Raw genomic sequence first — 17,028 nt, forward strand, 5'->3', positions numbered from 1 at the left:
TAAAAAAAATCTCAGCCTTCAAGGGGCTGAGATTTTTTTATTGGTTTAATTCTTCGTACACCCGGTCATGACAGACGACATAGAGGATGTCATCTGAATGAAGCTGCCGGTTCGTGGCGTCGGTGAAATCCATATTATCATTCACGGCGAGGAGAATGGCCCCTTTTTCAAGAAGTTCCTCAGATGCCTGCTTGATCGTCTTCCAATTTTCCTTCACCTTGAATTCATGAATGTTATTTCCGTAACGTTTACTGAGTAATTGTCTGAATAAATTCGTCGTCCCGGGATGCAGGGTGGCTTTTGCCATGAGAAGGGAGACAGAATCATTGGATAAAATAAAGTCCTCGACGGCGATATGCTGAAACTTAGGGATATGACGGTCTTCCGAAACCTCCACGATCGTATGGACTTCCTTCTGATGTGTTTTTGATAATCCTTCAACAGCGGACGCTATTAACAACGTCTTACCATCTATCAGCGAAGGATCCTCAATTTTGGAATCCGAAAAGATCGCCACGCGCTTAGCTTCAAAGATATTCGCCATCAACAAGACGTTTTCATCAGAAGGGTCCCCTTGGATGAAATGGACCTGCTCATGCTCGATTGGTGTTATGGGAAGCATATCAATGAGTACAATTTCGGCATCGGGTACATGGGCAAGAATTTCTTGAATGGCTCTTTCCGTTTTCTTTGACCAATTGATGTAAATATAATGATCTTCATATGTATACACTAATTTTCCCTCCCTTTTGAATTTCTGAAACGTGGTAATCGAATCAACGGTCTTACTGATCAACACCCCGATGATCCCGATTCCAAAGATGAAGAGGAAGATCCCAAGCATCCGTCCTCCAACTGAAACAGGGAAATAATCCCCATAACCGACAGTGGTCAAGGTCGTCATCGTCCACCAGAATCCGTCAAAGAGCGTTGGAAAGGTTTCAGGTTCCAAAAAATGACTGCCGACGGTTCCCAACAGGATAATAATCAGAGATAATAGAAGAATGAAACCAAAGTCCATTTTGGTGATTTGTTTCCAAATCCTTTGGAAAATAAGCATACAGCCCCTCCTTTTTTAAAAAAATCATAGTTCAATCATACCAATGAACCTCCGGGAAATGAAACCTTTTCCGCAGTGGTTCGTATAGTTAAAAGAAATCATTGTAGGAGGCTGGAGTGATCAATGGAAGCACCGATATTAGAATATAGACTCAGAAAAGGGAACGACACCTTCGAAGCGATTTATCATTATCAGGATATTGAGCTGGAGCAGATCCTGGCAAGAAGGGAATGTGAGTTCTTCGTAAAGGAAGGAGTCACCTACCGGCAGCTATCTTCTGCCATCGAAGGGAACCTATTCATCATTTATGTTGAAACCTATGAAGAAGAACCGCTGAAGGATCCGTTGTTTCCCCCTGAACGACTGGTACTGGAAATCCGGGAATTAAATCAGCGGAAAAATAATCCCATTTTAAAAATAGAACACCATGATTACCATCTTGATATTCTAAGTGTCATCGGTTCTGTTTACTATTATATAGATGGGGTTGAATGGGAACGGGATTCTGCTGAAATCGATGAGGACCGTTATGTGTATATACTATATGTGAAGACAACGGGATATAAGCTGGAGGAGGAAAGAAAATGAACAAAACGAAAAAAATGATGGCGGGAGTGGCCGCTTCCGTCATGGCCATATCTGTTACTGGATGCGGGAATCAGGACCTTCCACCGGAGCCGACGGATGTAGACTGTGACGACTGGGATTGGGATGACGACAGCGGGACGTACTATTGCGATGACAATCGATCCCCTCACTTTGGCTACTTTTGGTTCGCCGGCAGGATGTTTAAAAACAAATCAAACCTGAAAAATTTCTCGAAATACAAATCATATTCCAAAAGCTATAAATCGGGAATCGGAAGCGGCTCTAAAGGTGGATTCGGAGGATAATATGACAACCGCTCATCGTGAAAAAAGAAATGCATTTTACCACGACATTCCGGAATTTTGGCACAATTTATACGACATGGAATATGCCTTACTGGATATCGATATAAAATCACCTGAAACGATAGCGGCGATTCGTGAAGCGTCAAGGCGGGTGTATGCCATCTTTGATAAGACAGCTGATCTGCTCCGGGAGTTGGACGATGATACCCTCCTCGAGCTTGGATACCCCAAGGAATCCCTTTCTTATATAAAATATAGATCCATCCCGCAAGAGTGTCTCATCGGGAGATTCGATTTTGTCGTTTCAGAAGAAGGTATGAAACTATTGGAATTTAATAGTGATACCCCTACATTCATAAAAGAGCTCTATTTCGTAAATGAAAAGGTATGTCAGTATTTTGATTGTCCAAACCCGAACGCGGGAATGGAAGAAAGATTAGCCAGGGAGTTGAAACGGGGTCTCTTATCTTCCTGGAAGTCCCTTCGAAGAAAAGGAGACGCAAAAATCGTCTTCACTTCTCATGCCGATCACGAAGAAGATTACTTGACGACAAAGTATATCCAGGAGCTTTCCGGCGTCCCTTCAGAATATGTCAGTCTGGATCAGCTGCAGATTCGGGATGATGGACTTTATACTCCAAGCGGAGAGCGGATCGATGTCTTATACCGGCAAACCTATCCCGTCGAGCATCTCGTCGATGATCAAGATCCACTGACCAAAGAAAAAGTCGGTCTGGAAATGATGCAGATGGTGTTGGATAGAAAGCTTGCCATCTTGAACCCTCCCTCCGCCTTTTTACTGCAATCAAAAGGGGTGCAGGCACTCATATGGGGGCTGCATGAAGAGGGAAGTCCCTTTTTCACCGAAGAAGAACATCAGTGGATCGGACGCTACTTCCTTCCAACCTATCTGGATCCCGAACCCTTCGAAGAAAGCGGGATGACCTACGTTCAGAAACCTGCATTCGGCCGCGAAGGAGATACGGTCAAGATAATGGAAGCGACAGGGAAGGTCCTGTTGGAAGATAAAAATGAAACCTATAAACAAACCCTCCCTGTCTATCAAAAATTTTGCCCCCTTCCTGTCTCGGTCATCACGACCGATGAAGGGAAAAAGGAAGCAAGCTTGATGGTCGGAAGCTTCATCATCAACGGCAACCCCGGCGCCATCGGCATACGAGCCGGAAATGCCATCACCGATAACGAATCATACTTTCTGCCTGTAGGAATACGGGAGAATTAAAAAGGAGAGAAACATATGCAAATCATTACAAGTGACGCCCTACTCAGCTTTCTGGCCCATGTCGGTACCGGCCTTGGACTCATGCTCCTCGGAATCACCGTCTTCGCCTTCACCACCAAGTTCTCAGAAGCGAAGTTAATCAAAGAAGGAAACATTGCCGTAGCACTGAAGTTATGGGGTAAGGCCATCGGGCTCGCCATCGTCATCTACACGGTCTGGGCGAACAGCCTGAACCTCCTAGACGCGTTCATCTGGGGACTGATCGGAATCGCGACCCAGGTCATCGCCTACTGGATCATCGAGTACGTCCTCACCCCGCGCACGAACTTAGCCAAGAAAGTGGAAGAAGGAAACATCGCCATCGGATTCAGCCTATTCTCCGCAGCTATTGTTGTCGGTTTGGTTGTGGCGGCTAGTTTGACTTATTGATGTTATTTGAGGTGGAGGTCTGCTGCTGGAGCGGTAATGTGGCTCTGGTGGCGGGTCTTTTTTATGTGGTGGGGGTACATTTAGACGAAATCCATTTCCTCATCCCCCTACTATTGCCCACATTATTCCCCGAGAAATAATTTTCGACAAAAAAACCAAAAAAACTGTTGCCCTCGACAATCATACTGTGATAATATTAATTTCGTTGTCACGAAAGAGGCTTTGATCAAGCCTTGGATTCGTGTTTATATATACTTAGAGAGCCATTAGCTCAGTTGGTAGAGCATCTGACTTTTAATCAGAGGGTCGAAGGTTCGAATCCTTCATGGCTCACCATTTTTTACGGCCCATTGGTCAAGCGGTTAAGACACCGCCCTTTCACGGCGGTAACACGGGTTCGAATCCCGTATGGGTCATATTTTATTTCCTTAGACTGCTGGTTTACTAGGTAATACTATATGGAAATAGAATACATATTTTTTTGCAAGAGCAAAGTAAGGATAGTTATTTTGACTATCGTCAAAAAACTCTGGTCCGGTAGTTCAGTTGGTTAGAATGCCTGCCTGTCACGCAGGAGGTCGCGGGTTCGAGTCCCGTCCGGACCGCCATTTACATATCTGATATTCATGAAATGGAAAAGGGTTTCGATAAGCGAGAAGGTCGAGGAAGCGATCGAAGGAACACCGGAGCGTATTTTACATACGTGAGGATGTGACTGAGTGAGCTGACGAAGAGATTCGAAGCTTAGCGGAAGCCGAAAACTATTTGGCTCAGTAGCTCAGTTGGTAGAGCAATGGACTGAAAATCCATGTGTCGGCGGTTCGATTCCGTCCTGAGCCATCACACAAAAAGTACTGCGACGACTTAGACTCTCGTAGTACTTTTTTATTATGCCCCTGTAATATTCATGTAACATAAAACATCGAAAATCCTCTAATTTCTACCAACCCTATTTCAATCGAAAATCCATCCTTAGACCCATATCATTCCCATTATGACGCGGATCATCGCCCAAAAGTTGAAAGTGTATTTTCAGATAAATTATACAGTTATATTACAATCATGATTCTGCGTCCCGGTTTTCGTCGAATTATGGTAAATTAGTAAAGTAGCAATTTTATAGAATTCGACTAAATTAGGCTTAATGAACTACCGTTAACTGGGATTTTTGCTTTAGTTTATAGGAGGCAAGTCAATGAGTTTTGGAGAGAAGTTATTACCCGTTTTAGACAAATACAAAAAACTTAATATTCGACATAGATCAAGTCAATTAGTGAAGAGAGTAGGGATTACAACACTTGCTCTTACCACATTAACCTTTTCTTCTGCTGCGGCTGCGGGATCTGAAGAAGATTTACAAACCATCTATCATGTGTACATGGGTAGTGAGTATGTAGGTGCCGTTACAAGTCAGGACGAAGTAAAGGCAGTATTAGAGGAGAAGCTTGAGAAGGCTCAGAAGGAATACAGTGATTACCAGGTTGATTTTGATCATGAAGTAACGTACATACCTGAGAATGTATTTGAAGCTTCCAAAACAAATAATCAACAAGTCATTGAGAGCTTAAACCAATCTGTAGCAGTCGAAGCAAATGCATTTGCTTTGGTTGTTGACAATAAGCCGGTTGCTTATGTGAAAGACGAACAGGCGGCTGAAGAAGCTTTAAAAGCCTTTAAGCTTAACTATGTTTCCGAAGAAGAGCTGGCTGAACTAGAGACAAGGAAAAAAGACTCTTCCACTACTTCTTTACCCGCTTTAAAAGAAAATGAAACTCGTTTATTAGAAGTTTCGTTCAAAGAGAATGTAGACGTTAAAAAGGCCCAGGTGAAACCGGAAGAAATGATGTCCCCTGAAGAAGCGGCTGATTTTCTTAAAAAAGGTGCGTTAGAAGAGAAGAAGTACAAGGTTCAAGAAGGCGACTCTCTTAGTACGATTGCCGAAGATCATCAATTGACGACCGGTACTTTACTCAAGTTAAATGAAGGCTTGAAAGAGGACGACGCGCTTAAGGTGGGTGCAGAGTTAAACGTTACTGTATACGAGCCGCTTGTTCACGTACTCGTTAAGAAGGAAGCAAATAAGATTGAAAAGATCGCTTATGATAAAGAAGTTGAAGAAGACTCTTCTATGAATAAGGGCGATACGAAAGTGAAGCAAGAGGGTCAGGATGGTGAGAAATCCGTTACCTTCGAAACAACAGAGGTAAATGGTTCTCAAATCTCTAAAAATGTAAAAGAAGAAAAGAAATTAAAAGATCCGGTGAAATATATTGTGGTTAAAGGGACAAAAGCCATTCCTTCACGAGGATCGGGAAGTTTTGCATGGCCGACGAATGGCGGATATATTTCTTCCAAGCAGGGACAACGATGGGGGAAAATGCATAAGGGCATCGACATCGCCCGTCCAAGTGACCGTACCATCAAATCCGTTGATAATGGAAGAGTCGTATCAGCAGGCTGGGACGATGGCGGTTATGGAAATAAGGTCATCATTGATCACGGAAATGGATATAGAACTCTTTATGCTCATTTAGACTCCATCTCTGTTTCTGCCGGACAAACGGTTGAAAGAGGACAGAAGCTCGGGATCATGGGCGAAACGGGTGAAGCAACAGGTGTTCATCTTCACATTGAAATCTTCAAAAATGGATCATTGATTAATCCATTGGATGTATTGTAATTTTATAGAGGGAATCAAGCAAGGGACTGACACAATCATTTTATTTGTCAGTCCCCTTTGTTATATTTAGATTATAATCAACAAGCATTGAAATAAAGGGTATGATAGAGTTAAAGATGAATTAATATGGAGAAAGTGATAAATTTAAAGGAAGAATCCTATACTAATCACAACTTTATATGATCCATTACTTTTTTCTAAAGGAGATCAATCGATATGGAAAAGAAGATATTAGTCGTTGACGATGAGAAACCAATTGCAGATATATTACAGTTTAATTTGAAGAAGGAAGGATATGAGGTTCATTGCGCATATGATGGCGATGAAGCGGTGAAGATGGCGGAAGAAATTAAACCGGATCTTGTCCTTCTTGATATCATGCTTCCGAATCGTGATGGAATGGAAGTGTGCCGTGAAATCAGGAAGAAGTATGAAATGCCGATCATCATGCTGACAGCGAAAGACTCTGAAATCGATAAAGTATTGGGACTGGAGCTTGGGGCGGATGATTATGTGACTAAACCGTTCAGTACACGTGAATTGATTGCCAGGGTGAAAGCCAATCTGCGACGCCACCAGCACGGGGCGCAGCAAGCTGTTGAGGATGAAAATAATGAAATCACCGTCGGATCCTTAACGATCCATCCGGATGCCTACGTTGTTTCAAAACGGGGAGAAACAATCGAATTGACGCACCGTGAATTCGAGCTCCTTCATTACTTGGCGAAGCATATCGGACAAGTCATGACCCGTGAGCATTTACTTCAAACAGTGTGGGGTTATGATTACTACGGGGATGTACGTACAGTCGATGTTACTGTCAGACGTCTTCGCGAGAAAATTGAAGATAACCCAAGTCACCCTACCTGGATCGTAACACGTAGAGGAGTAGGTTATTACTTACGAAATCCTGAACAGGAGTAATATGTAATGAAGAAAGTTGGCTTAACCCGTTCGATTCATTTGAAATTTGTTCTGATCTACGTCCTGCTCATCCTTCTCGCCATGCAAATCATCGGGGTTTATTTTGTGCGGGAACTGGAGCAGAAGCTCGTGGAGAACTTTAAAACCTCTATTACCAATAGAGTGAACTTATTAGAATATACCGTAAAAGAAGCCATGTTGAAAAAAAGGACCGAGGACGATCCCACCCTTCAGGAGGATATATATAGGATATTGGATGATAGCAGTAAAACGTCCGATATAGCTGAAATCAGGGTCATCAATAGCCGAGCCAGGATCGAGGGGACCTCTGATCCCAATAATCAAGGTCTCGTCGGTCAGATCAGTGCGGAGAAAGAGGTTAAAAAAGCCCTTGCACTCGGATTTGGTGACGATGATATCTACCTCGATGATAAGACAAAGGATCGGATATGGGTATACACCAAACCGATTGAATCCAACAACGAAGTCATCGGGACTATCTATATCGCCGGAGAAATCGAAACCGTTTATGATCAAATGAGTGAAATCAATAAGATCTTTACGAATGGGACCATCATTGCACTGGCGATAACGGCTGTTTTGGGTGTCCTATTGGCCCAAACCGTTACCAGACCCATATCGGATATGAGAAAGCAGGCCTTAGCCATGGCAAAAGGTAACTTCTCGAGGAAGGTAAAGGTCTACGGATACGATGAAATCGGTCAATTGGCCATTACGTTCAATAATCTGACGAAGCGTCTTCAAGAAGCCCAGGCAACGACTGAGGGGGAACGAAGGAAGCTTTCTTCAGTGTTGTCTTATATGACCGATGGGGTCATTGCGACTGATCGGAAAGGCCGGGTCATTCTCATTAATGATCCTGCTGCTGATATGCTGGATGTTTCACGTGAAACAGTCGTTTCCCAACCGATCGTTTCGTTGTTGGGACTGGATGAAGAGTATACATTCGATGACTTATCGAATGAACAGGACTCTATCATTTTAGATTATAGTACAAAGGATAAACCGTATATTTTACGCGCGAATTTCTCTATTATCCAAAAAGAGACGGGCTTCGTGAATGGTCTTATAGCAGTCTTGCATGATATTACGGAACAAGAGAAGATAGATTTAGAGAGACGGGAATTTGTCGCCAACGTTTCCCACGAGCTCAGAACTCCTTTGACGACGATGAGGAGCTACCTGGAGGCACTGGCAGAAGGAGCATGGGAGGATAGGGAAATAGCCCCCCAATTTCTTGACGTGACCCAGAACGAGACTGAGCGGATGATCCGTCTCGTCAATGACCTCCTCCAATTATCGAAAATGGATAGCAAAGACTATCGTTTTAATAAAGATTGGGTGGACTTCATCCTGTTTTTCCATAAAATCATCGATCGTTTTGAAATGACGAAACATGTAAATGTAACATTTAACCGCTTCTTGCCGGATAAAGCGATGTTCGTAGAAATTGATCAGGATAAGATCACTCAAGTGCTGGATAATATCATTTCCAACGCATTAAAGTATTCACCAGAAGGCGGCACCATTACCTTTACGGTGAAAGAAAAAGAAGGATTCATCGAGATCAGCGTATCCGATCAGGGGTTAGGGATTCCGAAAGATAATCTGGAGAAGATTTTCGAACGTTTCTATCGTGTGGACAAAGCCCGTACGAGACAAATGGGCGGTACTGGATTAGGGCTTGCCATTGCGAAAGAAATGATATCAGCACACGGTGGCGATGTGTGGGCGAAAAGTAAAGAAGGTAAAGGGACGACAATCGTATTTACCCTCCCATATGATTCCACACAAGAGGATGAATGGTCATGAATTATGAAAAAATTAAATCGATAGTCTTAACCGTACTTGTTTGCATAAGTGTCTTCCTTACCTTTAATCTGTGGACCTATTCACCAAGTTACGATACGATCAACAGTGACGGAGCTTATGATGTTTCAGTCGGGGAAAAGCTGAAGGATAATGAGTTGAATACCCATCTGATTAAGCCGTTTAAGCTCTTTTATCATGGGCGGGACAAAACAGTCGGTACAACCAATCAGACCGAAATGGATAAAGTGACCGAGCAACTTGGAAAGTGGTCTCTTTTCGAAATAAAAAATGTATCAGATGAGTATAGTTTTCAAGAAATCAATACTCTTATTCAAAGTGAAGACAAGTTTGAACTTGTATTTCCAGATATTGTTCCCTTATCGGTTTTTAGTCAAGGATTGAATCTCGAGGAAAAAAATGTTTCCACGGCTTCGTTTAATCGGATTATCATTGATTTGAACAACGTAAATCGTGAGACTGGTTCCATTTTCTTTATTACGGTAAGTGACGATAAAGAGGAGAAGGCAGTGTATGAGAGTCAGGTGAGCCTTGCCAGCCTCGATACATTTAAACGAAATTTCGTGCAAAGAGCGTTATATAATAGTGTTTATCGTGAATATATAAAACAGCCGATAAATGATAGGAAAACCATTTTTCTGCCAAAAGATCCCGAGGATTATGTCAGTTATTATTACTACACGGAATTAAGTTCTCTTGAAGAATATAAACAGGCGCTATTCAGTGATCCCAATAGTGTGAATATGGGTTCTGTGGACGATTTGGTGACGTTCATGGACGTTTCCTCCATATTGACGGTGGATAAGAATCACAATACCTTCTCGTTCGTTAACCCTTCTGAGGAGAAAGATGATGGATCCTCACCTGCCATGCTCGTACAAAAGAGTATGGAGTTCGTCAATGATCATGGCGGTTGGACAGATGATTATCAACTCTTTTCTATAAGTCCTTATGAAAATAAAATTGTTTATCGCCTTTTTCTGCAAAACCACCCTGTCTTCAACGATAACGGGATGGCTGAAGTTTCCCAAACATGGGGTCAGAATGGTATCAATAAATACAATCGGCCATACTTTAAACTCGACTTCTCGTTTAAAGACACGGCTGAAGTCCTGTTACCATCAGGATCTTCCGTCATCTATGCTTTGAATCAAGTGGATGGGATCGACCTTGATTATGTAGAGGATATTGCCGTTGGGTACAAAATGACAAGGGACCCAAATGAAAGCAGAAAGCTTAATTTCGAACCCTCCTGGTATTATAAATATGACGGTAATTGGATGAGGTTATCCGTCGATGACAAGGAGGGACTGTAAATTGGATTGGAGTAAAACGAAAAGCATTTTCATCATTGTTTTTCTCGTATTAGATATCTTTTTGATGTCCCTCTTTATTAATAAAGTGTCTGAAAGTAACCCGGAAACACTTAGTCAGGCTACTTTTGAGGAAAAATTAAAGGCGGACAAAATTAAATACCCAAAGACACTTTCCCAGGATCCAACGGAAGAAAAATATATCCAGGCTAAATCAAAGAAATTCAAGGATGAAGATATCAGTATCTTAAAGGACCAGGATGTTACCGTTATTAACGAAAGTACGATTCATTCTACGTTGGATGAACCTGTTCCATTAGATAAGGATTTTTCACCGGACGATTTAAATGACTTCATGGAAAACCAGGTCATTGATGGTGATAAGTACAGTTTCTGGGCTTACAACACGGAAGAACAGACGATCACGTATTATCAGACGTATCGGGGAAGGCAGTTATTCAATAACACGAATGGAAAGATCGTCCTTACCGTCAATAATGATAATAAAATTGTATCGTATAAACAGTCCATGCTTGAGGATCTGAATGAGTTTGGAGAAGATAAATCCATCATTCCTTCCTTCGTAGCATTGCAGGGCCTTTATACGAACCAAAAAATCAGTCCGGATAGTGTGGTTCATAAACCGAAATTGGGGTATTGGACGTTCCTGTCCGAGGAATCCCAGGTCCTTGCACCAACCTGGCACTTTGTCGTGGAATCAGGGGATAAAGAAGAAGATTTATTTATCAATGCCGTAGAAGGACAGATTGTAGAGGTCACCAAACCGGAAAAAGAAACATTGGAGTGAGAGATATGACGATGCATTTTAGTGTACTTGCAAGCGGCAGTACGGGAAATGCGATATTTGTTGAATCGGAGGAACACTCCTTTCTTGTCGATGCCGGATTGAGCGGCAAGCAGATGGAAGGATTGTTCAGTCAGATCGACCGGAAGATTGAAGATTTGTCGGGGATTCTGGTCACCCATGAACATAGTGATCACATTAAGGGGATCGGTGTATTGGCGAGGAAGTACAAGCTGCCGATCTATGCGAACGATAAGACGTGGAACGCCATGGACGGTCTAGTGGGGAAGATTGATACAGAGCAGAAGTTTACCTTTGATATGGAAACGGCCAAGCACTTCGGGGGATTAAGCATCGAGTCATTTGGGGTATCACATGATGCTGCAGAACCGATGTTTTATATTTTCCATCATGGGGATAAGAAGCTTGTTCTTGTCACCGATACAGGGTATGTAAGCGATCGGATGAAAGGGATCATCTCGAATGCCGACGCTTATGTATTTGAAAGCAATCACGATGTAGGGATGCTCCGGATGTGCCGTTACCCTTGGAATATCAAACGCCGGATCCTGAGTGATTACGGTCATGTATCCAACGAAGACGCGGCCATTGCCATGAGTGAAGTGATGGGTGATAACACTAAGGGTATTTACCTGGCTCATTTAAGCCTTGATAACAATATGAAAGATCTCGCAAGAATGAGTGTCACCCAAACACTCGAATCAAAAGGAATCCTGGTAGGAGAACAAATCGATCTATTTGATACGGATCCTAAAGTACCAACACCTTTAGTGGCGATTTAAACCGATTCAAATGTTTATGATTTCTCTGATAAAGGTATGAAAAAGGTGAGGACTTCTGTCTTCGCCTTTTTTGTTTACATAAATAGTAACCTAATAAATTTCTTACCATCTTTTCATCATTTTTTAATTTAATCTGACTATAATCGGGCTTGTAAAGATAAAATAACAAAAGGAATAGCTGTAAGAAAGGATGAAGACGCAATGGGATATTATGATGGTGATCATAATTCTGAAGGCAGGACTGGCAGGCAAAAGGGAAATCGGGGAGGAATGTTCCTGGCGGGGCTGTTGGGAGTCGTCCTTGGGGCAATCCTCGTAATCGTAGCCATTCCTCAGCTGACGAACTTTGATATATTACCTTATTCGGTCCAACCGGATCAAGATTTGAAAGAAACCGATCAGACGTATCATAATGGAACTACCAAGAATGTGTCTGTCAATGTGACGACGGATGTGACGAAAGCCGTTGAAAAGACCGGGGACTCCGTGGTCGGAATCACGAATATCCAATCCCAGAGCTTCTGGGGTCAGGGGGGTGGCCAGACCCAGGACCAGCAGGCAGGAACGGGATCAGGGGTCATGTATAAAAAAGAAGGAAAAACGGTCTATATCGTGACGAATAATCACGTTGTGGAAGGGGCTGACCAATTGGAGGTCACCCTCGCCGACGGTACAAAGGTGCCTGCTAAACTCCGTGGTACTGACGTTTGGACAGATCTTGCCGTCATTGAAATCGATGGAAGCAAGATCAAGGATGATGACATTGCCGAGTTTGGAAATTCGGATGAACTGAAAGCGGGTGAGCCTGTCATCGCCATCGGGAACCCACTTGGACTTCAATTCTCAGGTTCCGTGACGCAGGGTGTTGTATCAGGTGTGGAGAGAACGATTCCTGTCGACATCAATCAGGATGGTATGGAGGATTGGAACGCAGAGGTTCTGCAAACCGATGCAGCCATCAACCCCGGGAACAGCGGTGGGGCCCTCATCAATATTTCAGGTCAGCTGGTCGGGATCAACTCCATGAAAATCGCCCAGGAAGCGGTAGAAGGAATCGGACTTGCCATCCCGATCAATTCTGCTCGACCTATCATTGAAGACCTTGAGCAATACGGAGAAGTGAAGCGTCCTGCAATGGGTGTGACACTGGAAGATGTCAATCAGATTTCAGCCTATCACCAGCAGGAAACCTTGAAGCTACCGAAAGATATCCATTATGGTGTGATGATCAGACAAACTGTTCCGAACTCCCCTGCTGCTCAAGCTGGTTTGCAGGAGCTTGATGTGATCACTGAACTTGATGGTGAAAAGGTCGAGAATGTAATCGACTTGAGGAAGCATCTATATAATAAAAAAGAAGTGAACGATCAAATGAAAGTGACCTTCTACCGGGATGGTAAGAAGAAAGAAGTCACGATGAAACTGACGGATGAATCCCGATTATAGAATGTGGATAAAGTGAAAAGCAGGAAGGCAATGCGCCCTTTCCTGCTTTTTCTTTACATGATATGATGATTGTGGATAAGTATATAAACTACATTTAGGGAGGAAACGACATGATTTACTGCTGCTTGGAGCATGTAGAATTGGCCATGGATATTGTCGTCGATGAGCATGAGGTAGCGCCTCAACTAACGGAACTTTCTGAAGATGAGAAGTTATCCACAACCTGTGAATATTGTGGGAATAACGCCGTATATATAGTGGCGAACTAATATTCCCATACCATATAAAGATAGGTATTGTGGATATGTGGATAATTTCTGTGGATAACGTGTTTGTAAATTGTTTGTAAAGCGAGTGTGGATAGTGAACATCACAATAGTAACGGTTGGAAAGCTGAAAGAAAAATATTTAAAACAGGGCATCGGCGAATATGTGAAGCGTCTCGGTGCGTACGCAAAAATCGAAATTGTAGAGTTGGCAGACGAAAAGGCACCAGAAGTATTGAGTGACTCCGAAATGGAGCAGGTGAAGAATAAAGAAGGTGAACGGATCTTAGCGAAGATCTCACCCGATCATCATGTCATTGCCCTTGCCATTCAAGGGAAAATGCGTTCTTCAGAAGACCTCGCCGATAACCTGGACAAGCTTGCAACCTACGGTAAAAGCAAAGTGGCGTTTGTGATCGGAGGATCATTGGGACTTAGTGATGACGTGATCAAAAGATCCAATGAGACGCTTTCTTTTTCGAAAATGACTTTTCCTCATCAATTGATGAGGTTGATATTGGTGGAGCAGATTTATCGGGCATTTCGGATTAATCGGGGGGAACCGTATCATAAATAATCCCTCCTGTTGACAAAATCCACAACACCCCTTAAAATTATCAACTATTCGACAGTGAAACGTTAAGCGAAAAATATAATTAATAGAAAGCTATGATTGCTATGGATCATCCCATGGCAGGAGCAGCTTCTGGAGAGACCGCGGGAGATCCGCGGCGCCGAAGGGTTCATTATCTCAGGCAAAAGGACAGAAGAGTATCGGATATGTATTTGGCGTGCAGGTAATATTTATTATTAGCATGATAAATTGTATTTGTTATTCTTATGACCACGAGATTGGAGCCCATCCAATCTCTTTTTTTGTGCTTATTTTTACTGGTTATGAGGAGGAGTTAAAGTTGGAACAACGAGAATTAAAGAGGGATCTATCAAACCGGCACGTTCAGCTGATCGCTATCGGGGGGACGATCGGTACGGGACTATTCTTAGGTTCCGGCAAGGCGATACAGCTTGCCGGTCCCTCTATCATCTTGGCTTACTTGATTGTGGGTATTGCCCTGTTTTTCGTAATGAGGGCGCTTGGGGAGCTGTTGTTATCGAAAGCCGGGTTTCAATCGCTGCCAGACATTGCGGAAGAGTATCTTGGACCCCGGTTCTCCTTTGTGACGGGTTGGACGTATTGGTTTTGCTGGATCATGACGGCGATGGCCGATGTGATCGCTGTTGGTGTTTATGTGAAATATTGGTTTGATATCCCGCAATGGGTCCCTGCCCTCATCTGTGTCATCATATTGTTGGGACTGAACCTATTAACGGTCAAGCTGTTTGGGGAATTGGAATTTTGGTTTGCTTTAATCAAGGTCATTACAATCCTTGGGTTAATTGCCCTTGGTGTCATTTTGCTGGTGACTGACTCGGGAGTGGTTACGGTTCAAAACCTGTGGGAGCATGGCGGATTTTTCCCGAATGGAATATCAGGGTTCCTCCTTGCTTTCCAAATGGTCATCTTTGCCTATGTCGGTGTGGAATTAGTCGCCGTATCGGCAGCGGAAACATCGAATCCGAAGAAAAACATCCCGTCTGCCATCAATAAAATTCCTTTGAGAATCTTATTTTTCTACGTTGGAGCTCTTACCGTCCTCTTGTTCATTAATCCATGGATGGAACTGAATGCGGGAGAAAGTCCGTTTGTGAAAACATTTAGCTTGGTCGGAATTCCGCTGGCGGCAGGCGTCATCAACTTTGTCGTTTTAACATCAGCGGCATCTGCCTGTAATAGCGGGATGTTTTCTACCAGCAGGATTCTGTATCATTTAAGTAAAGATCATCAGGCATCACCTCGTTTTGCCAGACTGAATCAAAACCATGTTCCGGGTAACGGGTTATTCCTATCCACACTGGTTATTTCTGCAGGGGCTCTATTAAGTAAGCTTATACCGGAACAGGCCTTTGGCATCGTGACGACGATCAGTGCCATTTGCTTTATTTGGGTATGGGGCATCATTCTGATCTGTCATATTAAGTATAAAAAAACCCGTCCGCACTTACACGAGAAATCGTCATTTAAAGCACCGTTCACTCCTCTGATAAATTACGTGGTGCTAACATTGTTTGTGGGGATCCTTGTGATTATGCTTTTTTCCGAGGCTACTCGCCCAGCCTTACTGTTGACTCCTCTATGGTTCATTCTCTTATTTATTTTGTATCGGATGAGGAGCAAAAGATAACGCTCATTGTTACAATGGAAGTAAGACGAAAATCACTAGGGGGAACGAGATCATGACATACAATAAAGTCCGATGGGGAATCATCGGCTGCGGAGATGTGACAGAAAAGAAAAGTGGCCCTGCATTTCAAAAGGTAAAGAACTCAGAGCTTGTTGCCGTCATGCGGAGGACAGGTGAGCTGGCGAAGGATTATGCTGAAAGACATGGGGTAGCGAAATGGTACGATGATGCTAATGCCCTGATTAACGATCCTGATGTGGATGCAGTTTATATTGCTACGCCGCCAGGCTCACATAAGGAATATACGCTGACGGCAGCGGCTGCTGGGAAACCTGTTTATGTGGAGAAGCCGATGGCACGTACCTTCAATGAATGCAATGAGATGGTGGCTGCTTGTGAGGAAGCCGGTGTCCCTTTGTATGTGGCATACTATCGCCGGGCTCAGGAACGCTTTTTGAAGATAAAAGAATTGCTTGATCAAAATGCAATCGGAGACGTTCGTTTTGTCTCATCGACTCAGTATCAAACAGCAGGTGAAGACGTAAAAGGGTCAGATCAATTACCTTGGCGTGTTCAGCCTGAGATAGCGGGAGGTGGCTTGTTCTTCGATTTGGCCAGCCATACCCTTGATATACTTGATTTTCTACTCGGACCGATTCAAGAAGCAAAAGGTTTTGCTTCCAATCAAGGGGGATTTTACGAGGCGGAAGATATCGTGACGGGTACATATCAGTTTGAATCCGGCGTTCAAGGTGTTGGGACATGGTGTTTCACGGCTTTTGAAAATGTGGATAAGAATGAAATCGTCGGAAGCAAAGGGAAAATCAGCTTTTCTACATTTGGAGATGATCCCGTCACATTGACGACTGTCGAAGGAAAAGAGCAATGGAGTTTTGATCGGCCGCTTCATGTCCATCAGCCGCTTGTCGAAACCATTGTGAAGGAGCTGACCGGGAGTGGCGTTTCGTGTACGAGTACTGGAGACTCTGGTGCACGTACTAACTGGGTAATGGATAAGATTGTAGGGAATTAGCAGCCTGCTGCTATAAAGCATCGGTAAAAAAAGAGAGAG

Annotated in this window: 16 protein-coding genes, 4 tRNA genes and 1 riboswitch; of the genes, 19 read left to right on the top strand and 1 reads right to left on the bottom strand. The window is 43.3% G+C overall.

Features of this window, described 5'->3' with window-relative positions:
• Positions 1 to 37 precede the first annotated feature (37 nt).
• Positions 38 to 1,060 carry a potassium channel family protein gene (locus N5C46_RS14840; RefSeq protein ID WP_261749179.1) on the bottom strand — a complete coding sequence of 341 codons (1,023 nt, stop codon included), beginning with the start codon at positions 1,058 to 1,060 and terminating at the stop codon, positions 38 to 40.
• Between the two features lie 123 nt (positions 1,061 to 1,183).
• Between N5C46_RS14840 and N5C46_RS14845 the strand changes: the two genes are divergently transcribed.
• The 19 genes from N5C46_RS14845 to N5C46_RS14935 all read left to right on the top strand — a co-directional run bounded on the left by N5C46_RS14845 (position 1,184) and on the right by N5C46_RS14935 (position 16,989).
• Positions 1,184 to 1,648, top strand: coding sequence for a hypothetical protein (locus tag N5C46_RS14845; RefSeq protein ID WP_261749180.1), 465 nt, complete (start codon positions 1,184 to 1,186; stop codon positions 1,646 to 1,648).
• Complete coding sequence (locus N5C46_RS14850; RefSeq protein ID WP_034764803.1) at positions 1,645 to 1,953, top strand: hypothetical protein; 309 nt, start codon at positions 1,645 to 1,647, stop codon at positions 1,951 to 1,953. The genes N5C46_RS14845 and N5C46_RS14850 overlap by 4 nt, the downstream gene beginning before the upstream one ends.
• A gap of 1 nt (position 1,954) precedes the next feature.
• Positions 1,955 to 3,196, top strand: coding sequence for a glutathionylspermidine synthase family protein (locus N5C46_RS14855; RefSeq protein ID WP_261749181.1), 1,242 nt, complete (start codon positions 1,955 to 1,957; stop codon positions 3,194 to 3,196).
• A 15-nt stretch (positions 3,197 to 3,211) separates the two neighbouring features.
• Entirely contained in the window at positions 3,212 to 3,625 is a 414-nt protein-coding gene (locus N5C46_RS14860) for a DUF350 domain-containing protein (RefSeq protein ID WP_261749182.1), read from the top strand.
• A 260-nt stretch (positions 3,626 to 3,885) separates the two neighbouring features.
• Positions 3,886 to 3,961 (top strand) — tRNA-Lys (locus N5C46_RS14865).
• A gap of 8 nt (positions 3,962 to 3,969) precedes the next feature.
• Positions 3,970 to 4,041, top strand: a tRNA-Glu gene (locus N5C46_RS14870).
• A gap of 115 nt (positions 4,042 to 4,156) precedes the next feature.
• A tRNA-Asp gene (locus tag N5C46_RS14875) sits at positions 4,157 to 4,233 on the top strand.
• A 159-nt stretch (positions 4,234 to 4,392) separates the two neighbouring features.
• A tRNA-Phe gene (locus N5C46_RS14880) sits at positions 4,393 to 4,465 on the top strand.
• A gap of 355 nt (positions 4,466 to 4,820) precedes the next feature.
• Complete coding sequence (locus N5C46_RS14885; RefSeq protein ID WP_261749183.1) at positions 4,821 to 6,305, top strand: M23 family metallopeptidase; 1,485 nt, start codon at positions 4,821 to 4,823, stop codon at positions 6,303 to 6,305.
• Positions 6,306 to 6,521: 216 nt separating this feature from the next.
• A complete protein-coding gene (gene yycF, locus N5C46_RS14890) occupies positions 6,522 to 7,229 on the top strand; it encodes a response regulator YycF (protein ID WP_060674576.1) in 708 nt (235 codons plus the stop codon).
• Positions 7,230 to 7,235: 6 nt separating this feature from the next.
• Complete coding sequence (walK, locus tag N5C46_RS14895) at positions 7,236 to 9,062, top strand: cell wall metabolism sensor histidine kinase WalK (protein ID WP_261749184.1); 1,827 nt, start codon at positions 7,236 to 7,238, stop codon at positions 9,060 to 9,062.
• The gene (locus N5C46_RS14900) at positions 9,059 to 10,396 is read left to right on the top strand and encodes a YycH family regulatory protein (protein ID WP_261749185.1); all 1,338 of its coding nucleotides are present in this window, start codon (positions 9,059 to 9,061) and stop codon (positions 10,394 to 10,396) included. Before walK ends, N5C46_RS14900 begins: the two co-directional genes overlap by 4 nt.
• A gap of 1 nt (position 10,397) precedes the next feature.
• Positions 10,398 to 11,201 (top strand): two-component system regulatory protein YycI, encoded by an 804-nt coding sequence (locus N5C46_RS14905; RefSeq protein ID WP_261749186.1) that lies wholly within the window; start codon positions 10,398 to 10,400, stop codon positions 11,199 to 11,201.
• A gap of 5 nt (positions 11,202 to 11,206) precedes the next feature.
• On the top strand, positions 11,207 to 12,001 hold the full coding sequence (locus tag N5C46_RS14910) for an MBL fold metallo-hydrolase (RefSeq protein WP_261749187.1): 795 nt from the start codon (positions 11,207 to 11,209) through the stop codon (positions 11,999 to 12,001).
• 201 nt (positions 12,002 to 12,202) lie between these two features.
• Positions 12,203 to 13,447, top strand: coding sequence for a S1C family serine protease (locus N5C46_RS14915; protein ID WP_261749188.1), 1,245 nt, complete (start codon positions 12,203 to 12,205; stop codon positions 13,445 to 13,447).
• Between the two features lie 110 nt (positions 13,448 to 13,557).
• Positions 13,558 to 13,716 carry a CxxH/CxxC protein gene (locus tag N5C46_RS14920; RefSeq protein ID WP_261749189.1) on the top strand — a complete coding sequence of 53 codons (159 nt, stop codon included), beginning with the start codon at positions 13,558 to 13,560 and terminating at the stop codon, positions 13,714 to 13,716.
• Positions 13,717 to 13,810: 94 nt separating this feature from the next.
• On the top strand, positions 13,811 to 14,290 hold the full coding sequence (rlmH, locus tag N5C46_RS14925; RefSeq protein WP_261749190.1) for a 23S rRNA (pseudouridine(1915)-N(3))-methyltransferase RlmH: 480 nt from the start codon (positions 13,811 to 13,813) through the stop codon (positions 14,288 to 14,290).
• Between the two features lie 119 nt (positions 14,291 to 14,409).
• Positions 14,410 to 14,490, top strand: a riboswitch (glycine riboswitch).
• Positions 14,491 to 14,627: 137 nt separating this feature from the next.
• A complete protein-coding gene (locus N5C46_RS14930; RefSeq protein ID WP_261749191.1) occupies positions 14,628 to 15,956 on the top strand; it encodes an amino acid permease in 1,329 nt (442 codons plus the stop codon).
• A 52-nt stretch (positions 15,957 to 16,008) separates the two neighbouring features.
• Positions 16,009 to 16,989 carry a Gfo/Idh/MocA family protein gene (locus N5C46_RS14935; protein ID WP_261749192.1) on the top strand — a complete coding sequence of 327 codons (981 nt, stop codon included), beginning with the start codon at positions 16,009 to 16,011 and terminating at the stop codon, positions 16,987 to 16,989.
• Positions 16,990 to 17,028: the final 39 nt, after the last annotated feature.

It is taken from the genome of Rossellomorea vietnamensis (assembly GCF_025398035.1).
Lineage (GTDB): Bacteria > Bacillota > Bacilli > Bacillales > Bacillaceae_B > Rossellomorea > Rossellomorea vietnamensis_B.